At 30.5% G+C, this 17,271-nt stretch carries 18 protein-coding genes and 1 riboswitch; of the genes, 12 read left to right on the top strand and 6 right to left on the bottom strand.

What is annotated here, in order from left to right; translation table 11 throughout:
- The first annotated feature begins 222 nt into the window (after positions 1-222).
- Positions 223-936 (top strand): transaldolase, encoded by a 714-nt coding sequence (locus KA833_RS04610; RefSeq protein ID WP_046207600.1) that lies wholly within the window; start codon positions 223-225, stop codon positions 934-936.
- Between the two features lie 499 nt (positions 937-1,435).
- Positions 1,436-1,885: a hypothetical protein gene (locus tag KA833_RS04605; protein ID WP_046207599.1), complete on the top strand. Its 450-nt coding sequence runs from the start codon at positions 1,436-1,438 to the stop codon at positions 1,883-1,885.
- 4 nt (positions 1,886-1,889) lie between these two features.
- Here KA833_RS04605 and KA833_RS04600 read toward each other — a convergent pair whose 3' ends face one another.
- Both KA833_RS04600 and KA833_RS04595 read right to left on the bottom strand, forming a co-directional pair.
- Positions 1,890-2,312 (bottom strand): competence protein ComK, encoded by a 423-nt coding sequence (locus KA833_RS04600; RefSeq protein ID WP_210128702.1) that lies wholly within the window; start codon positions 2,310-2,312, stop codon positions 1,890-1,892.
- 10 nt (positions 2,313-2,322) lie between these two features.
- Complete coding sequence (locus KA833_RS04595; RefSeq protein WP_210128703.1) at positions 2,323-2,802, bottom strand: sigma-70 RNA polymerase sigma factor region 4 domain-containing protein; 480 nt, start codon at positions 2,800-2,802, stop codon at positions 2,323-2,325.
- A 221-nt stretch (positions 2,803-3,023) separates the two neighbouring features.
- Here KA833_RS04595 and KA833_RS04590 point away from each other — a divergent pair, with 221 nt between their 5' ends.
- Together KA833_RS04590 and sagB are read left to right on the top strand one after the other, a co-directional pair.
- Positions 3,024-3,248 carry a hypothetical protein gene (locus KA833_RS04590; protein ID WP_019468074.1) on the top strand — a complete coding sequence of 75 codons (225 nt, stop codon included), beginning with the start codon at positions 3,024-3,026 and terminating at the stop codon, positions 3,246-3,248.
- Between the two features lie 164 nt (positions 3,249-3,412).
- A complete protein-coding gene (sagB, locus tag KA833_RS04585; RefSeq protein WP_046207596.1) occupies positions 3,413-4,267 on the top strand; it encodes a peptidoglycan release complex glucosaminidase SagB in 855 nt (284 codons plus the stop codon).
- Between the two features lie 395 nt (positions 4,268-4,662).
- Here the strand turns inward: sagB and KA833_RS04580 are convergent, their stop codons facing one another.
- A complete protein-coding gene (locus KA833_RS04580; protein WP_046208326.1) occupies positions 4,663-5,592 on the bottom strand; it encodes an osmoprotectant ABC transporter substrate-binding protein in 930 nt (309 codons plus the stop codon).
- Between the two features lie 161 nt (positions 5,593-5,753).
- Between KA833_RS04580 and KA833_RS04575 the strand changes: the two genes are divergently transcribed.
- The 5 genes from KA833_RS04575 to ribH all read left to right on the top strand — a co-directional run bounded on the left by KA833_RS04575 (position 5,754) and on the right by ribH (position 11,257).
- Positions 5,754-7,229, top strand: coding sequence for an FAD/NAD(P)-binding protein (locus KA833_RS04575; protein WP_145381760.1), 1,476 nt, complete (start codon positions 5,754-5,756; stop codon positions 7,227-7,229).
- Positions 7,230-7,623: 394 nt separating this feature from the next.
- Positions 7,624-7,757: riboswitch (FMN riboswitch) on the top strand.
- Positions 7,758-7,915: 158 nt separating this feature from the next.
- Positions 7,916-8,959, top strand: coding sequence for a bifunctional diaminohydroxyphosphoribosylaminopyrimidine deaminase/5-amino-6-(5-phosphoribosylamino)uracil reductase RibD (gene ribD / locus KA833_RS04570; protein WP_210128704.1), 1,044 nt, complete (start codon positions 7,916-7,918; stop codon positions 8,957-8,959).
- 6 nt (positions 8,960-8,965) lie between these two features.
- Complete coding sequence (gene ribE, locus KA833_RS04565; protein WP_210128705.1) at positions 8,966-9,598, top strand: riboflavin synthase; 633 nt, start codon at positions 8,966-8,968, stop codon at positions 9,596-9,598.
- Between the two features lie 10 nt (positions 9,599-9,608).
- Positions 9,609-10,787, top strand: a complete 1,179-nt coding sequence (gene ribB / locus KA833_RS04560; RefSeq protein WP_210128706.1) for a 3,4-dihydroxy-2-butanone-4-phosphate synthase — start codon at positions 9,609-9,611, stop codon at positions 10,785-10,787.
- A gap of 11 nt (positions 10,788-10,798) precedes the next feature.
- The gene (gene ribH, locus KA833_RS04555; protein WP_046208331.1) at positions 10,799-11,257 is read left to right on the top strand and encodes a 6,7-dimethyl-8-ribityllumazine synthase; all 459 of its coding nucleotides are present in this window, start codon (positions 10,799-10,801) and stop codon (positions 11,255-11,257) included.
- 477 nt (positions 11,258-11,734) lie between these two features.
- On the opposite strand, the gene KA833_RS04550 is transcribed toward ribH, so the two are convergent.
- The gene (locus KA833_RS04550; protein WP_070658734.1) at positions 11,735-12,736 is read right to left on the bottom strand and encodes a proline dehydrogenase family protein; all 1,002 of its coding nucleotides are present in this window, start codon (positions 12,734-12,736) and stop codon (positions 11,735-11,737) included.
- A 267-nt stretch (positions 12,737-13,003) separates the two neighbouring features.
- Here KA833_RS04550 and KA833_RS04545 point away from each other — a divergent pair, with 267 nt between their 5' ends.
- The 3 genes from KA833_RS04545 to KA833_RS04535 all read left to right on the top strand — a co-directional run bounded on the left by KA833_RS04545 (position 13,004) and on the right by KA833_RS04535 (position 15,626).
- Positions 13,004-13,828: an alpha/beta fold hydrolase gene (locus KA833_RS04545; protein ID WP_046208333.1), complete on the top strand. Its 825-nt coding sequence runs from the start codon at positions 13,004-13,006 to the stop codon at positions 13,826-13,828.
- A gap of 291 nt (positions 13,829-14,119) precedes the next feature.
- Positions 14,120-15,076, top strand: coding sequence for an L-lactate dehydrogenase (locus KA833_RS04540; RefSeq protein WP_210128707.1), 957 nt, complete (start codon positions 14,120-14,122; stop codon positions 15,074-15,076).
- Between the two features lie 148 nt (positions 15,077-15,224).
- A complete protein-coding gene (locus tag KA833_RS04535; protein ID WP_064208815.1) occupies positions 15,225-15,626 on the top strand; it encodes a transcriptional regulator, SarA/Rot family in 402 nt (133 codons plus the stop codon).
- Positions 15,627-15,748: 122 nt separating this feature from the next.
- On the opposite strand, the gene mnmM is transcribed toward KA833_RS04535, so the two are convergent.
- Together mnmM and mnmL are read right to left on the bottom strand one after the other, a co-directional pair.
- A complete protein-coding gene (gene mnmM / locus KA833_RS04530) occupies positions 15,749-16,309 on the bottom strand; it encodes a tRNA 5-(aminomethyl)-2-thiouridylate-methyltransferase MnmM (protein ID WP_046208336.1) in 561 nt (186 codons plus the stop codon).
- Positions 16,306-17,259: a tRNA modification radical SAM protein MnmL/YtqA gene (gene mnmL, locus KA833_RS04525; RefSeq protein ID WP_070039559.1), complete on the bottom strand. Its 954-nt coding sequence runs from the start codon at positions 17,257-17,259 to the stop codon at positions 16,306-16,308. The genes mnmM and mnmL overlap by 4 nt, the downstream gene beginning before the upstream one ends.
- Between the last annotated feature and the right edge of the window lie 12 nt (positions 17,260-17,271).

Here is a 17,271-nt window from a genome sequence, read left to right as displayed (position 1 = left end):
ACAATTATACGGACTTTATCAGTTAATAACAATATAGATTATAAAGCTTGTTTTTAGTGATATTAGATCTGTTACTGATACTATTATTTTCAGAAATTAATCATTTATAAGCAGAAAAATAGAATTTATGAAATAAAGGTGGTATAAATAAAGTGTATGGTTTAAACCGTTATAAAAATAATTCTTTATAGAATTATTTATTTTAGTCAGGAGGAATTAGTAATGGCAAATTTAAATGTTGAAGTGTTTGCAGATGGTGCAGATATTGAAGAAATGAAAGCAGCTTATAAAAATAAACAAGTAGATGGTTTTACCACAAACCCAAGTTTAATGGCAAAAGCAGGTGTAACAGATTATAAAGCATTTGCCGAAGAAGCTGTGCGCGAAATTCCTGACGCTTCTATTTCATTTGAAGTATTCGCAGATGATTTAGAAACTATGGAAAAAGAAGCGGAAATTTTAAAACAATATGGCGATAATGTTTTTGTTAAGATTCCAATTGTAAACACAAAAGGTGAATCAACTATTTCTCTAATTAAAAAATTATCAGCAAACAATGTTCGTTTAAACATTACTGCTGTTTATACTTTAGATCAAGTTAAAGAAATTACTAATGCTGTAACAGAAGGTGTTCCAACATATGTATCTGTATTTGCTGGACGCATTGCAGATACAGGAGTAGATCCAATTCCATTGATGAAAGAAGCGGCTGATGTTACACACAGTAAAAAAGGTGTGAAATTATTATGGGCAAGCTGTCGCGAAGTCATCAATGTCATCCAAGCTGATGAAGTTGGCGCGGATATTATTACATGTCCGGCAGATGTAGTTAAAAAAGTGAATAATAATTTAGGACGCGATATAAACGAATTATCTGTTGATACAGTTAAAGGCTTTGCAAAAGATATCCAAAGTTCTGGTCTGTCTATTTTATAGTCGTAAACGCAGTTAGTTCATTTCTGTAGCTACTCCCAAATGATGGAAAAAACACTTTCATTGAATTCATCATAAAATGAATTCTTATGAAAGTGTTTTTATTATCATCTACCTTGCTTATACACACTCAAAGTTAAAGTATAGTTACTGAAGTAAAAGTTATTTTATTATTAAGCAATTAACTAAAGTTATAATATTATGAATTAATAATGAATGAAACGAGTAAATAATGAGCGATTATAGAAGCGAAATCATTTACTATTGGGTAAGCGATGGAAAGTTTTATTTCAATTCATTGTTGGCGTTGATTAAAGTAGGATTGAATAAATTGAATTTATGTGGTTACTTGATTGAAATAAAAAACTATAGAATAGCATGGATAAGCAAAGGAAATATAATTTGATTGCAAAATTTTTTATAATATTATTGAAACCATAAGATAAATAACTTATCCTGTATATTGATAGTATAAGTGTGATACTTTTAAGGAGAAACTTTAATGAAAGCAAATATTTTTAAACAGAAAGTTAAAAAGCATTTATGGTTTTTAAATAAAAAAGAAAAACAACAACTAGATCAAGTGTTATCGAAAGTCTTGGATAAAAACCATGAGGAAGAACTCAATCGACCGATTGCCTTTTCCAATCAATTTTTGAAAAATTATATCTTTGAAGAAAAGGTAGTTTCATCAGCTTATTTCTTCATGTTATTAATTGGTATTTTAATTACATATATTATTTTATTAGGATTATTCTTATTTGCTTTATTGACAAGTTTGTCGTCAGTCCAATTTTTTATTAAACCAGAAGTTGATTTATCTAGTATTATCGTTGTATTGACACTCATAGGTGCGCTACTATTATTGGTGATTAGTCTATACTTAATTAAGGTCGCAACAGGTTATTTTACGAAGAAGCTATTAGAATATAAGCATAATAGAGCGCTATGATGCGTTAAATTAAAAGGTGAGAAAGTGTGATGCTTTCTTGCCATTTTTTATATACAAAAGTGTAGGGTGCATCTACAATGATGAATGTAGCATTTTCAAAATAAATTGTTGTTTGTTCATTATTTGATTTAATCCCAACAATCGCATTTGCATTGATATAATATTGCAAGGGTGCGCGTCTCGCTTTAAGCGGAAATAAAGTAATATCTGAATTAATAAATATAGGTACCATTTTTCTGATTTTTAAAACTTGTTTAGCTTGTTTTGTTTGATAAGATAGTGATAAACCATAGGTTTCTAGAAGGTAAGTAAGTGTAGGCATGATTGAAGTAGGATAGTGAAATTGATGCGTGGTATATTGCCCGACTGTAATGATTTCATTTCCAACAACGGATTTGAGGTATAATAATTTTGTAAACTTTGTCATTTGCCAACTCCTATTTTTGATTTATTCCGTAATATTTAATGTATTTTATTTGCACCTTTTTCCGATAATTTTTTATTGTAGAAACAGAGCAGTTCAACATTGATGCAATCTCAAATTGTTTATAGCCTAGCAATTTTAAGTTAAGCCAATTTTTTTCATTAGTAGTTAATAGTTGCAAAAACTGTTGGTATATAATTTGATGACTCATTTGATCAAACAGGATATTTTCTCGTTCTTTTAAATCTGGAGAATTTATTGTAATTTCTAATTGTTTCTGACTGCGAAACAAATCAATCAAATAGTAATTCAAACGAAAATATAAAAATTGTTGTAATGAAACAGAATGATGGGGAGAATACTTCTGTGTTAGTTCCCACATTTTGATAGTGAGTAATTGAGTATATTCTTCTCGATTATACTTAATATGGTATTTTTTTAATAACACAAAAATAATAAATTTGAATTGAAAATATGTTTGTTCGAAGGACATGCTGTAACTCCATTGTTATATATATAACTTTTATTTCCGGATGCAATCATTTTATTTTAAAATTTAGTAATTTTCATTTGCTAAATAATGATAATAGGTGTTAAATAGAGTTAATAAGATAGATAAAATTTAAGTTTTATAACATCAACGCGTATTCAACTTAAAGATATAACACTTTAGAGTTTTAGTATTATCTTCGGACAACAAATCAGGAGGTTTATATGGATTACGCACATTTAAATTTAGAACATTTTTTTGCGAGACATGATGATTTAGATATGATTAAAGATAAATCAGACTTTGTTATGATAAATAATCTAACAAAAGAAATGATGTACCGCGATGGTGAAATTGAAGGAACAATTGATTTAAATCGTTATTATTATAAAAACAGATCCCAAGCAGTAAGCTTTGTTATGATGGAATATAATAAAAGTCAAGAGTAATGAAATTAAAATTTCATTACTTTTTTTATGAATATGTAACAACAAACATATTAAATTGTACGTTCAACTATTTAGTGTTAGAATTTAAATTTAGATAGTCTCTTAAAGTATATTTTTATAAAGAGAGGACTTAATATTCTTATTATTACCTATGAGGTGTGGACATGACGAAGCATAAGAAAGGCTCAATACTATCAATTATTGGCTTATTGGTAGTGTTAGTGATAGCTGTTGTCGTTGTATTTTCAATGATTTCAGATCAAATCTTTTTTAAAAAGGTTAACCAACAAGAAAAAGTAGAACAGCTCAATATTACTTTAGATAAAGCATCAAAAAAACAAATCGATAATTATACTAGCCAACAAATTTCAAATAAAAATAATGATTCATGGAGAGATGCGTCTTCAACTGAGATTAAAGCAGCAATGGATAGTAATAAATTTATTGAAAGTGAAACTCAAAAATATCAATTTTTAGAATTAGATAAATATCAAGGAATTGATGAAAATAGAATAAAAAGAATGTTAATCGATAATCCAGTACTATTAGAACATTCAGACGATTTCATAAAAGCAGCAAAAGAAAAACATGTAAATGAAGTATACTTAATATCACATGCATTGCTTGAAACAGGATCAGCTAAAAGTGAATTATCGAGTGGTGTTGAAATTGATGGCAAGAAATATTATAACTTTTTTGGGGTCGGTGCACTTGATGAAGATCCAGTGAAAACTGGTGCTGAATATGCTAAAAAACACGGTTGGGATACACCAGAAAAAGCAATTACTGGTGGTGCTAATTTTATACATGAACACTTTTTATCAAATAAAGATCAAAACACATTGTATAGCATGCGCTGGAATCCTAAAAACCCTGGGGAACATCAATATGCTACAGATATTAAATGGGCTGAAAGTAACGCAAGCCTAATGTCAAATTTTTATAAAGATATGAAAACAGAAGGCAAATATTATAAATATTTTGTATATAAAGATGATAATAAACATAAAAAAGAATGATCTATGATTTTAAATATAATTAATTATAACAAATGAAAATGATTGAGTTTGTTATACGAACTAAAGAAGGACTAATCCGTAGGAAAAATGGATTAGTCCTTTTTGAATACATAAATGATTGATTTTTGATATTTACATTAGTTAGTAATTTATATTTTATAGACATAGGTAATCGAATTCCGTAAACTGTGAATTAATTATCAAGATGAACGAGAGATGTTAAAGTAGTAAATATTATTTAGCTTTATTTTTCTGTCCAAATAATATAAAAAGCATAATCGTTGATATTATCACTTTTATAATGAATTTCATTAAATCACTTCCTTACTATGTAGCTATAGTAACACTAATCGATTAATATCACATAACATTAAATATAGAATTACACTTGAAATTTAATTTTCATCTTCGAAATAATTGTGTTTTTCTAAAAATCTTTTGGCTACAATTGCTGGTTCTTTACCTTCACCATCTGCTTCATAGTTTAACTTTTGCATTTGTTCAGTACTAATTTTATCATCTAATTTATTAATAGATTTTTTAATTTGTGGATGCTTTTGTAATAATTCATTTGGAGCGACCGCGCTAGCATCATATGGCGGGAAAAAATTTTTATCATCCTTAAGTACAACTAAATCATACGCTGCAATTCTTCCATCTGTTGTATAACCAAGTGCAACATCGAGTTTATTATTTTTTAACGCGTCGTAAACTAGTCCAATTTGCATAGGTTTTAAATCATTGAAACCAAAACCATAATGTGCACGGAATGGTGCATAACCATCGCCACCTCTCTTGATCCATGTCGTATCTGTACCAACTCTTACTTTATCTTTTACTTTTTTTAAATCTGAAACGGTATGTAAATCATATTTTTTTGCGGTTTCTTTAGTAACCATAAAAGCAAACGTATTTTCAAATCCATAAGAGTCGAAAAACGTTTGATCAAATTTTTGATTGAATAATTTTTGAGTTACTGACATTGCTTTTTGAGTATTTGTAATAGGTTGTTGTTCTAAAGCCCCAACCAAATCAGTACCAGTGTAGCGTGTACTTGATATGTCGGCATCTCCGCGAAGTAATGCATTATGCTGTATTGTAGCTGAACCTAAGTTGTTAATAATCGATCCAGTAATCTTTCCTTTTGTATCATGTTCTATTAAATCTTTAAGCATATAAGCCATGATTTGAGATTCACTCGTAGCTAAAGCAGAAATTTTAACTGAGTTTTTAGATTGACCGCCGCCTAAACCAGGTAAGTCACAACTTGCTAATAAAATTGAACTAACAATCAATAAATAAATTATTCTTTTAAAAAATTTCATGTTTTAACTCCTTATATGTTTTAGAAATCTTTTTTGATACAACATTTTTATATTAACATATATATTAATTTTGTATAATGGTGGCATAGTCCATTAATATGTAATATCAATTAAATACTTGATATACTAAGTATAAATTAATTAAAGTAAGGATGAGTGAAATGCGTATAGCTATCATTGGTATGGGTACCGCAGGTGTTAGTTTGTTAAAAGAATTAGTTAAATATAATGAATTCGAACAAATGGAAGTAGACGTTTATGATAACCCTAAAAACATGGGTCAAGGTGTGCCTTTTCAAAATGACAGCGACCAATTATTAATCAATTTACCTGCAAAACAAATGTCTTTAAATTTGAATAATGAGCGAGAATTTTACGAATGGTATCAACATCAATCTATATTTAAATTTTCTAATCCAGAGTATCTACCCAGATTTATTTTTGGACACTATATGAAAGATTATTTGGAAACTTATCATAATCAATATAGTAATATTCATATGATTAAAGAAGCAGTATTAGAAGTGTATATAGAATCTAATATTGGTGATACGCAGGTTGAATATGTTGTCTGCACATCTGAAAATTTAGAGAAACGCCGACGTTATGATATTGTATTTTTAACAATTGGCACGATGTCCTATCATGACCCATATCAATTAAAAGGAACACCAGGTTACATAAAAACACCTTATCCAACTTATGACACATTAAATGAAGTTGATAGTACTGATAGAATCGCCATTATTGGCACTGGACTAGCAAGTTTAGATGTCATTCGATTTGTAACGGCACATCATCCTAATTTACCTATTACAGTGACGAGTCGTAAAGGTCATTTACCCAGTGTTAGGGGAAATATGCCAGAAATTCAATTTAAATATCTTACTCCAGAAAAATTTAATGAAATCAAAAAAGAATATTTTGGAAACGTACCTTTGGACGAGGCATTGGCATTATTTAAAAAGGACTGTGAATATTATGATATTCCAATAGAAGCATTAGTACACAGAAGGCAAGGCGACCCGATTTTGGATTTAACCTATGATTTACAACATGCCGAAGCGCTAGGGAAATTTCAAAGTATCTTAGAATTAACAAAAGAAAATTTAAATTGGATTTGGAACAGTTTCAGTAGAGAGGATCAGAAGATATTCTTAGAAAAATACCAATCTATATTAAAAGAAAATTCGAACCCAATGCCTCCTCGTACCGCAAAATTAATTATCGATCATATCGAAAAAGGGCAAATTGAAATCAAAAAAGGGTTGGAAGACGTTAAATATGACGGGCATCAATTTTGTTTTAAATATGAGGATGATTTTAAAGCAATTGATAAATTTGATATTGTCATTAATGCTACTGGTTCAAAATCACATTTATCAGAATTAGACCAAGATGATCAACTGATTCTCAATCTGGAAAATAGGCAAGTAGTCCAAGCACACCCACTAGGTGGTATTCAAATCATTCCAGAAACAAATCAAATTATAAGTCCACGTTATGGTACCTTAAAAAACATGTTTGCTTTAGGTCAAGTTACAAATGGAATTAATCAATCACGTAACGGCGTTATGATGATAGTAAAACAAGCTGTAAGTGTGGTAGAGAATTTGTTGAATACTAAGCATGATTGATTTTGTAGTGTAGTATACAAACGAATGTTTATCCAATTTAGATGAATCAGTTAAATATGAATTATGTTTCCGAATGAATTTAAATCCGGTTTCATTTTGTGGAAAGAAAAAGAGTAATTTTTGCTAGATGTTCGTTCGTTTTTGGTTTGAATTATAAAAATATTAAATAAGTAAAGCGTTTAATCATTTATGAAAATATTTTAAGATGTAAATTTTTGATGAATGGATTTGTAAACCAACTTATAAGCATTGTAAAGTCAATAATATAAGCAAGTTGTTACTGATATAAAGCCGACTTAGATAATATGAATTGTTTTTTGTCGAAATATATAGTACGATAACGATGTAGCTTTCAAAAGTTACTTTGACTCAATCATCAATTACAATTTCATAAATATTCTTTCGGGGCAGGGTGAAATTCCCAACCGGCAGTAAATTAAGCCTGCGACCTGCATTTGTTTTGGCAAATGTGGCTGATCTAGTGAAATTCTAGAGCCGACAGTAAAGTCTGGATGGGAGAAAGAATGAAGTATAACAAAAAGGCACTTATACAAGTGTTTATTTAACGTACATTTTTCTAAAAATTGGAGAAGTGTATCCAAATTTAAGTAAATTATGTTATATCTAAATACATCCCACACCTGAAATGAGTTTCAGGTGTTTTTTTATTATTAAGAGGTGATTATATGAGTCAATATTTAAATTATGCAATTCAATTGGCGCAGATGGTAGATGGCCAAACTGGTGTAAATCCTCCTGTGGGTGCAGTTGTGGTAAATCAAGGTAGAATCGTCGGTATTGGTGCACATTTACGAAAAGGTGACAAACATGCCGAAGTACAAGCTTTAGATATGGCAAAAGCAGCAGCAAATGGAGCGACAATTTATATATCTTTAGAACCTTGTTCACATTATGGTTCAACGCCACCATGCGTAAACAAAATTATTGAATTTGGTATTTCAAAAGTTGTTTATGCTGTTAAAGACACAACCTTATCGTCTAAAGGTGATGAAATTTTACAAAATACTGGAGTGAAAGTCGAGTTTCATCATAAGCCAGATGCTGAAGCATTATACAAAGACTTTTTTATTACTAAGCGACAAGGCGTTCCTGAAGTTACTGTAAAAGTATCTTGCAGTTTAGATGGTAAACAAGCTACTGATAGTGGTGAAAGTAAATGGATTACCAACAAAACTGTTAAACAAGATGTATTTATGCTCAGACATAAACATGATGCAGTAATCACCGGGACTGGTACGTTAAACGCAGATAATCCACAATATACTACTAGGATTGAACAAGGTAAACAACCTATACGTGTGATACTTTCAAAATCTGGACAAGTCGATTTTACTTTAGACATTTTTCAACAACCGACGACGCCAATATGGATTTTCACAGAAAATAAAAATTTAAAAAATCAAAATAAAAATATAGAAATAATGTATTGTTCAAATTGTACGATTGAAAATATTTTAAAGCAGTTATATCAAAACGGGATTGGACGTGTTTTGGTTGAAGCAGGTCCCACGATTACTTCAGAATTTCTCCAATCTAACTTTACAAATGAACTCATCTTATATTACGCCCCGAAAATAATAGGTGGTTCTGGTGACAATCAATTTTTCAAAACAGAAAATGTCTTTAATTTATCAGACGTTCCTCAATTTGAAATTGTAAATTCCAAAATGCTTGAGCAAAATATTAAATTAGAATTGCGAAAGAAGTGAATAATTATGTTTACTGGTATTGTCGAAGAAATAGGAACTATAAAAAAAGTTACAACACAACAAGCGGTTGTTAATTTAACAATTGATTGTAGAACAATTTTATCTGACATGCATATTGGTGATTCTATTAGTGTAAACGGTGTATGTTTAACTGTTATACAATTTGATGAACGGTCATTTTCAGTCCAAGTAATCAAAGGTACTGAGAATAAAACCTATTTGAATCAATTAAATCAATTCGCTGAGGTGAATTTAGAGCGAGCAATGAGCGGTTCAGGAAGGTTTGGAGGTCATTTTGTACTTGGCCACACTGATGAAGTAGCTAGAATTACTAGAATACAAAACTCAGATAATTCTAAAATTGTAACTATCAAACCATCTACTTCTGTGATCGATCAAATGGTACAACAAGGTTCAATCACCGTAGATGGGGTTAGTTTGACAGTATTTCAATTACGAGATACAGAATTTGATATTCATCTTATACCAGAAACAAGAAGATCAACTATTTTAAATCAAAAACGTGTTGGTGACCCAGTACATATTGAAACAGACATGTTGTTTAAATATGTAGAAAAAATAGTTGGTAAAAGTGAAAAAGGTTTAAGTTTAGAAAAACTAAGCGCTTTTGGATTCTAGGAGGGGTAAAATGCAATTGGACAGTATAGATTTAGCACTTGAATCACTAAAAAAAGGTAAAAGTATCATTGTAGTAGACGATGAAAATAGAGAAAATGAAGGAGATTTAGTAGCAGTTACTGAATGGATGTATGATAATACTGTTAATTTTATGGCTAAATATGGAAGAGGATTAATTTGTGCACCGATTAGTAAAAAAATAGCCGAAGATTTAGAACTTCATTCAATGGTTAATCATAATTCAGATGTTTATGGCACTCAATTTACAGTTAGTATTGATCATATTAACACTACAACTGGTATCAGTGCTGATGAAAGAATGCTTACTGCAAAAGCATTAATCGATAATAGTACAACAGCAGAAGATTTTAATAAACCAGGCCATTTATTTCCATTAGTTGCTCAAGAGAATGGTGTATTGGCTAGACGTGGTCATACTGAAGCCTCTGTAGATTTAGCTAAATTAACTGGCGCAAAACCAGCAGCGCTGATTTGTGAAATTATGAATGACGATGGTTCAATGGCAAAAGGTGATGATTTAGAAGCATTTAAAAATAAGCACAATTTGGTAATGATATCTATCGAAGATTTGGAAAAATATAGAAAGCAATCTGTTTCGTCTGTTGCAGCAAAAGCTAAAATAAAGTTGCCTACTGAATATGGTAATTTCGACATGTATGGTTTTACAACAAATAATGGTGAAGAAACTGTAGCAATCACAAGTGGTAATATTAACGAAACAGAGAATGTACGTATACATTCTGCTTGTTTGACTGGAGATATTTTTCATAGTCAAAGATGTGATTGTGGTGAACAGCTTGCTGCATCTATGAAATACATTGATAAAAATGGAGGCGTTATCCTTTATTTACCTCAAGAAGGTAGAGGAATCGGTTTAATTAATAAATTAAGAGCATATGAATTGATAGAACAAGGATATGATACGGTTACAGCAAATATTGCACTCGGTTTTGATGAAGATTTAAGAGAATACCAATATGCTGCTGAAATTTTAAAATATCTAGGTATCAAACGTGTGAATTTATTAAGTAATAATCCTAAAAAATTTGGAAGTTTGGAGAATTACGGCATTGATATTGCCAAAAGAATTGAATTGGTAATGCCATCTAACCAATATAACCAAGCTTATATGAAAACAAAAAAAGAGAAAATGGGTCATTTAATATAGGAGGAATAAACATGAATTTTGAAGGTAAATTAATAGGATCAGATTTAAAGGTAGCGATTGTCGTAAGTAGATTCAACGATTTCATTACGAATCGTTTGCTAGATGGTGCTAAAGACACTTTAGTTAGACACGAAGTGCCTGCAGAAAATATTGATGTTGCATATGTGCCTGGGGCTTTTGAAATCCCATTAGTAGCTAAAAAATTAGCTCAAAAAAGTGATTACGATGCAGTAATTACTTTAGGTTGTGTGATTAGAGGTTCAACGTCACATTATGATTATGTATGTAATGAAGTAGCGAAAGGTGTTTCAAAAGCGAATGATATTTCAGATACACCAGTTATCTTTGGAATTTTAACAACTGAAAATATTGAACAAGCTGTAGAACGTGCAGGTACAAAAGCAGGAAACAAAGGGTCTGAAGCAGCAGTAAGTGCTATAGAAATGGCAAATTTATTGAAAAAAATTTAATGATTCAAGTAATAATTAGTAATGTCATTTAAAAATAAAAATTAGGTCAGAACTCTAGATATCATTTCCTCTGCTCAAAATAAGAGTCAGGCATATAAATCCAAAAAAATAGCACTCAGATGATTTAATTCAATTCATCTGAGTGCGTCTTTTTATTCAATACTTCATATTGTTGGCTCGCTTTCTTTGGGGACAGCTTTAGCCTGTAGCAGCTTGTCCTATATTTCGAGAGACTTGCTAAAATACGTCATATTTGTCAAAGAACTATATGATTCAAACAAAATAATTTTGAGAAAGGGGATTTATGTCCCAGCCTCTTTTGTTTTAAATTTTTGTTTTTGCTCGTCATACTTGGACTATAAATATCGTTTGCATAATCCGTAATCATTCACTTATTCATAAATATGATATTACATTTGATTACTCTAACAATGTTTTGAAAAGGTTTAAATTACATACACTTTAATCATAAAATTTTTATTTTTTTAATTTTTTGTATAGCCATGCACTTAATGCTCCAATAGTTGACAGAGCTCCAACGACTACTCCCATTTTTTTCAACACTTCGGGTTTCATAATTTCTAAAAACATTAGATTTAAATTTTGAGGTCGTTCTGCTAATCTTCTCATAAAGTAACTAAACCAATCATCACCGTATGGAACATAGATACAGAAATGATTGCCTTCGCGCGCTAGTGATTCTGCCAATTCTGAGCGGAAACCATACAACATCTGAAATTCATAGTTATCTTTTTCAATATTATTGTCTTTAATAAACTGTTTAATATGTGTGATGATAGCATCATCATGTGTAGCAATAGAAGTGACATTTTTCGCATTTAACAGTCGCTTTTTAATTAAGCGTATGTAATTATCGTCAATTTCTTCTTTAGTTTGATAGGCGATGTTTTCATTTTCTTTATATGCACCTTTGACCATACGTAATCGTAATTCTGGGTATTTATCGACGAGTGCATCTGCTTTATATAAATATCCTTGTATAACAGTTCCTACATTTTTAAATTCGCCTTTTAATCGGTCTAAAACTTGTGTAATATCAAATAAGCTATCATATTTTTCAGTGTCTATATTAATATGCATATTACCAAAATCGTTAGCTTTAAGTAATATTTCACGTAAATTACGATAAGCAAGATCAATGTCAAACTCAGAACCTAATTGGCTGATTTTGATAGACATATGACCATCTAAATTATGATTGTTGATAGCATACATCACTTCTAATATTTGGTCTTTTGCTTGTATTGCTTCACCTTCATTTAAAACAAATTCACCAAGACAATCTACTGTGACAGTAATCCCTTTGTTATTTAAACGTTCAATTGTGTCCACTAATTCTGGAATAGTGTTCCCTGCAACTACTTTCTTGGCACCGAACATAGGACCAATTTCCTTAGCTGCTTTATTTAAAAATGGATTGTTAGATAATCCTATAAAAAAATTTTTCACAATTGGCATATTAATTCCTCCCATTCTGCTTATGGCTGTTCTTTCAATAATAGTGTAGCATGAATCTAATAGTAATGAAATCGTTTACAATAAAATTTATTACACTAAATATTATATACTACACGATAACATTGTCTCACGCTTTAGCTATGAGTTATAATCATAAAGTTATAGGCGCACATAACAGTATGATTTATGCGTTAAAAATGGAAAAAGTACATCATATTTTGATACAATGTAGTTATTGAAATTATTGTAGAAGGGGAAGTATGGAATATGTGGAAATGGGAAACAGAAAACGAGGCAAAGGGTGTCATTGTAATCGCCCATAACATGCTCGAACATACAGGTAGATATGCATATGTTATAACAATGCTTCGTAGAAATGGCTACCATGTAATCATGGGTGATTTGCCTGGACAAGGTCAAACTACACGTGCTAATAAAGGACAAATAGCAAACTTCGAAGTATACCATGAACATGTGCTTGAATGGATTAGAATAGCTAATGAGTATAAACTTCCGACTTATTTTTTAGGTGTAGGCCTTGGTGGGCTTATCATTTTAAATTTACTTGAAAAAGTGGAAGTGCCTATTGAGGGGCTAATGTTGATTTCTCCATTATTAGAATTCAAGAAAAATAAAAAAACTAGAAAAGATAAAATTGTGTCGAATGTAGGAAAATTAACTAAAGATACAAGATTTAAAATAGGTATTACAATTGAAGATTTAACACGTAATGAGGAGGTTATTGAAGAGGCAAAAGCGGACCAACTCATGCTTCAGAAAGTTACGTATCATTGGTATAAACAAATCATTGAAATCATGAAAGAAACTGTTACACATTTAAAAGATATTAAACCACTTCCTTTATTATTAATGTATGGACTAGAAGATAAAGTGTCTGATATTTCTACTATGAGTTTAATTAAAGAAAAAATTACTACAGAAGAGTTATATTTTAAAGCTTGGCCTGGGTTGAATCATGAAATACATAATGAACCTGAAAGAGATGACGTAATGCGCTATGTTCTAGCATTTCTTAATAATAGCGCTAGTAATATTGGTTTTATTGTACATGATGAAAATGAACTTTCATAATTTATATAATAAATGATGGAATCGGATCTTGAGTATCATTTTATAAAATGCTTAATAAGTCTAAACAACCATCTAATTGATACAATTATGACTTAACAATCATTGATAAAAAGAGTGAATAAATTTAATCTGTCGTTGATTTTATTGACACTCTTTTATTTATAAAAAATAATGTGAAAAAAATCACAATAAACATTGATTTTTAAAATAATAATTGTTATATTTATATTGTGAAAAAAATCACATTAATCTTTAGTAATATTTACTTTGAATTAAAAGGAGCGACTTAGCATGAAAATTGAAAAAGGGAATAAAGTAGTTTTAATAGGTGATGGAGCAGTTGGATCAAGTTATGCTTTCGCAGTAGTTGCACAAGGTTTAGCTGATGAATTAGTAATAATAGATTTAGATGAAGCAAAAGTTAAAGGCGATGTTGCAGATTTAAATCATAGTGCTCCATACGGTGATTCACCAGTAAAAGTAAAAGCTGGTAGTTATGAAGATTGTAGTAATGCTGACTTAATTGTCATTACTGCAGGAGCTGCACAAAAGCCAGGCGAAACGAGATTAGATTTAGTAGAAAAAAATACAAAAATATTTAAAGATATTGTCACTAAAATTATGAGCACAGGATTTAATGGCATTTTCCTTATAGCAACAAATCCAGTGGATGTATTATCCTATGTAACACAAAAAGTTTCAGGATTACCGAAAGCTCAAGTGATTGGATCAGGTACAATACTAGATACAGCACGATTTAAATTTGAACTAGCACAAGAATTTGGTGTGTCCCCTTGGAGTGTGGATGCACAAATTATTGGTGAACATGGTGATTCTGAATTAGCGATATGGTCACAAGCTAATATTGCTGGTCAACCATTATACAATTTATTAAATGATAACCCTGATAAACAACATAGAATAGATGAAATATTTACCAACACAAGAGATGCTGCTTATGAGATTATCCAATCAAAAGGGGCAACTTATTATGGCATAGCAATGGGATTGGTACGTATTACACAAGCAATTTTAAAAAATCAAAATGTAGTCTTGCCAGTTTCTAGTTATTTAGAAGGTGAATATAAACAAGATGATGTTTATATTGGAGTGCCTACATTAATTAATAGAAATGGTGCAGTTAAAGTAAATGAGACGCAATTAAATAGTGAAGAAAGTGAAAAGTTTGAAAATTCTGCCATAATTTTGAAAGATATGCAAAATAAAATCAAACAACTAATTGCATAATTCATAATTTAATTTTAAACTGTATATAAGATTAATTTTATTGAAAATATCAAAATTTATTCCGATATGAATAAATTTTGCATTGAATGAATTTTTGGTAAATTAATTTTACATGTTTAACTTTATATTATGATTGGGGGATATTTCTATGGGGAAGACAATTGCTGATATGGTAGATAGTGTCCTTAGATTGGAATATGTACTTAAAGATATTGAAGAAATTTTTGAAAAAGTACAGAAACAATATAAAATGTCAAAAGAAGAAATTTTAATTCTTTTAACACTTTGGGAAGAAGGATCAATGACGCTTAAAGAAATGGATAATTATGTTAAAATAAAATCTTATAAACGTACAAGAACGTATAATGATTTAGTTGAGAAAGCGTGGATTATTAAAGAAAGACCTGTGAACGATGAACGTACGGTAATTATACATTTCAATGAGGATTTAAAAGGTCAAAGGGAAGAACTTTTAAATTGTTTTAAAGCAGAAATAAGTGAAAAATCATCTACTATACAATCTAGTCTTAAATCTATCTTAAAATTATAGGGAATAATTATAGTTACAAAATGAGAAGTTAGACCCAATATAGTATTAGGTAATCAATATCTATACTAAAGTAAAAATGCATCTCCATTTATGTGGAGATGCATTTTTATTTTTAACATACTTTATCTTTTTTCAATTGCACATAGAAATGGTGCATTATTTTTTTGATTAATAAATTGATATTGTAATATGTGTGCTTTGTTTTGATCAAAATGTTGAAGATAATTTAATAATGCATCACGTTCAATTTTGCCCTCATCATGTCCGTGATATATTACTAGTACAATTATGCCTTCTGTTGCCAATATATCAAATATTTCATCTATAGCTGTTAAAGTACTGCTGGGGATTGTCACAATTGATTTGTCGCCTTTAGGTAAATAGCCTAAATTAAAAATGGCTGCATCAATTTGTCCAATTTCATTACTTTGTATATATTGCTTTACTTTAGCATGACTATCTTGAATTAAGTGTACATTTTTAAATGCGTTTGTCTTGTTGCTCGTATTTTGAATTGCAACTTCTTGAATATCAAAAGCATACACTTTACCATTTGGAACTTGTTGTGCTAAAAATTCAGTGTCATGACCATTACCACAAGTGGCATCAATCACAATGCTGTCTTTGTTGATATGTTGTCGTAATAGCGTTTTAGAAAATGGTAAAATCCGTTCTAGTTTCATGATTTAATCGTCGATTCATAGTATTTTCCTTGATAAGAATTTCTGCGTGCTAATTCATCATCAATTTCGTTTAATACTTCCCATTTGTTGACACTCCACATAGGGCCAACCATTAAGTCAATCGGACCATCACCAGTAATTCGATGGACAATCATTTCTTTTGGTAAAATTTCTAGTTGATCACAAACTAAATTTGTATAATCGTCTTGAGACATGAATTCGAGCATGCCTTTTTCGTATTGTTTGACCATTGGTGTACCTTTAAGTAGGTGTAACAAGTGTATTTTAATGCCTTGGACATCCATTTGTGCTACTTCTTTAGCTGTTTCCATCATCATGTCATAATCTTCTTCAGGAAGCCCGTTAATGATATGTGTACACACGTTTATGTTATGTTTACGTAGCTTAGCTACACCTTCGTAATACGTTTTCATATCATGTGCACGATTAATCAAATCTGATGTTTTTTGATGTACTGTCTGTAGACCTAATTCAACCCATAAATAGGTACGTTCGTTCAATTCAGCTAAGTATTCGACAACATCATCCGGTAAGCAGTCAGGGCGTGTTCCAATAGATAATCCTACAACTCCAGGTTCTTTTAATGCAGTTTCGTACTTTTCTCTTAATACTTCAACTGGCGCATGTGTGTTAGTAAATGCTTGGAAATAAGCAATATACTGACCTTCATGCCATTTTTCATGCATTCTATCTTTGATTTGTTGGAATTGCACATCTATCGGGTCTACACGATCTCCTGCAAAATCCCCACTTCCTGCTGCAGAACAAAACGTACAGCCACCATGTGCAACTGTGCCATCTCTATTTGGGCAATCAAATCCTCCGTCAATTGCAACTTTAAAGATTTTTTGGCCAAATTTATTTTTCAAATGGTAATTCCAAGTATGATATCGTTTATTCTCGAATGCGTAAGGGAAGAATTGTCCCATATAACATTTTCC

The sequence above is a fragment of the Staphylococcus sp. GDY8P67P genome, assembly GCF_017892545.1.
GTDB lineage: Bacteria > Bacillota > Bacilli > Staphylococcales > Staphylococcaceae > Staphylococcus > Staphylococcus ureilyticus.
This window is presented reverse-complemented; position numbering and strand designations above follow the sequence as displayed.